At 72.2% G+C, this 2,172-nt stretch carries 2 protein-coding genes and 2 tRNA genes; all 4 read left to right on the forward strand.

The genetic code is table 11. The features are described 5' to 3' along the window. Positions 1-522 (forward strand): DUF3566 domain-containing protein (locus G6030_RS01990; protein ID WP_182642036.1); only part of this gene is annotated, 522 nt, incomplete at its 5' end. Between the two features lie 112 nt (positions 523-634). After that, positions 635-708, forward strand: a tRNA-Ile gene (locus G6030_RS01995). A 60-nt stretch (positions 709-768) separates the two neighbouring features. After that, positions 769-841 (forward strand) — tRNA-Ala (locus G6030_RS02000). A 92-nt stretch (positions 842-933) separates the two neighbouring features. Further along, on the forward strand, positions 934-2,136 hold the full coding sequence (locus G6030_RS02005; RefSeq protein ID WP_182642037.1) for an MFS transporter: 1,203 nt from the start codon (positions 934-936) through the stop codon (positions 2,134-2,136). The last annotated feature ends 36 nt before the right edge of the window (positions 2,137-2,172 follow it).

Genomic DNA, 2,172 nt, shown 5'->3' on the forward strand with positions numbered 1-2,172 from the left:
GGGTACGGCGGGTCCGGACCCGGCGCGAGTGAGGCGGCCACCACCGCGTTCCCGGCGGCGCCCCAGCACCGGGCCGAGGGCGTGAGCGGCGGACTGTCCAAGGCCCACTCGGGTGGGGCCGCCGGTCGGGCCGCACCGGTGGTATCGCCCACCGAGCGCCGCGGGCCGCTCGAGTCCGTCCTCGTACTGCGCAGGATCGACCCGTGGTCGGCGTTCACCACCGTCCTGGGGCTCATGTTCGCCCTCTACCTCGTGTGGATGGTCGCGATCGGCGTGACCTACCTGCTGCTGTCCGGCATGGGCGTGTGGGACCGGCTCGGCGGGTTGCTCTCCGGGGTGGCCGGCGACGAGTCCGCGTCCGTGATCGGGCCGTCGACGATCTTCCTCTACAGCGGCGGCGTCGGTCTGCTCAACGTCCTGCTGCTGTCGATCCTGGCCACGCTCGCGGTGTTCATCTACAACCTCGCGGCAGACCTGACCGGCGGCGGAGTGCAGGTGACGCTCAGTGACCGCCGCAACTGACGCGGCACCGGGGGACGGCCCAGCGGCCGCCCGGCGCGCTGTCCGTGACCGCCTCCGAGGTGCCGATTTGGGTCCGGGGGAGTGCGTCGGGTAGATTCATCCATCGGTACGAGGGCCTATAGCTCAGGTGGTTAGAGCGCCAAACTGATAATTTGGAGGTCGGAGGTTCAAGTCCTCCTAGGCCCACTCCGCAAGGCAGACGCCGGATCCGCACGCTGCGGTCCGGCGTTTATGCTTGGCGGTGACGGGGCCTTAGCTCAGTTGGTAGAGCGCTGCCTTTGCAAGGCAGATGTCAGGGGTTCGAATCCCCTAGGCTCCACTCATCGGCACCCGCCGCGCGGACCGCGCCGCAGCCCGCCGCGGCACAGGACGCCACCCCGACCGACGCCGGATCCGGCGGATAGGGAGACCGTGCAGACCACCCCCCGCTCGTCATGGGTCCCGTTCGTCCTCATGGCCCTGGTGGTGACCGTGGCACTGGCGTCCAGCGCCACACCCTCCCCCCTGTACGTCGATTACCAGCAGTCGTGGGAGGTCGGCGGCACCACCATCACGGTCGTCTACGCCGTGTACGCCCTCGCGGTCCTCGTGCCCCTGCTGTTCCTCGGGCGGCTCTCCGACGCCATCGGTCGCCGACCGGTGATCCTGGCCGGGCTGGCGCTGCTGGCGGCGAGCATGGGAATGCTCGCGGCCGCCCCGTCGGTCGCGTGGCTGATCGCGGGCCGCATCATCCAGGGACTGGCGGTGGGGCTGATCACCGGCTCTGCCTCCGCCGCGCTGATCGAGCTCCATCCGACCCGCGATTCACGGGTCGGCGCACTCACCAGCAGTTCCACCACCAACTTCGGTATCGCGGTGGGAGTGCTCCTCGCGGGCGCCGTGGCCACCTCGTCGTCGTCACCCCTCGTGCACCCCTACCTCGTGATCGGCGCGGCCACCGTCGCGCTCCTCGTCGCCGTGGCCACCGTCGTCCCGGAGACGGCGGGCGGCTCCTCGACGGCGCGCGACGCCCTGCGGGTCCGGCCTCCCACGGTCCCGGCGGAGATCCGGTCCACGTTCGCCCTCGCGGCGGTGTGCGTGACCGTCTCGTGGTCCGTCGGCGGCGTCTTCCTGGGGCTGGGCGGGGCGATCGCGCGCGACCTCATGGGCCGGTCGGACTACATGGTCACCGGGCTCGTGGTGGCCAGCCTGCAGGGTGCGGCGGGGATCGCCCAGCTCGTGTGGAACCTGCGATCCGGGCCGGAGCGGTGGCGGCTCGGGGTGGCCGTCGGGGTGGGGGCCCTGGTCTCCGGGCTGGTCGTCGCATCCCTGTCGCTGGAGGCCGGCGAGGTGGCGGGCTTCATCGCCGCGGCCGCGCTCACCGGGCTGGGCATGGGGCTGCTGTTCCTCATGGGCAACACGCTGGTGGCGCAGAGCGCGCCCCCGGCGGTACGCGGGCAGGTCTTCTCCGCGTTGTTCGTGGTGGCCTACACCTCGCTCGGTGTCCCGGCGGTGGTGGCGGCGGTCATCGCCGAGGGCATCGGGCTGATCCCCGCCTACCACGTGCTCGCGCTCGTCGTGGGCGTGGTCGCCCTCGGGGCGCTGGTCGCTGTCACCCGCGCGCGACGGCCCTGACCGACCGGGGCGCCGGCGGGCCGGTACGCGGCCGGC

Source organism: Dietzia sp. E1 (assembly GCF_014145015.1).
Taxonomy (GTDB): domain Bacteria; phylum Actinomycetota; class Actinomycetes; order Mycobacteriales; family Mycobacteriaceae; genus Dietzia; species Dietzia cinnamea_A.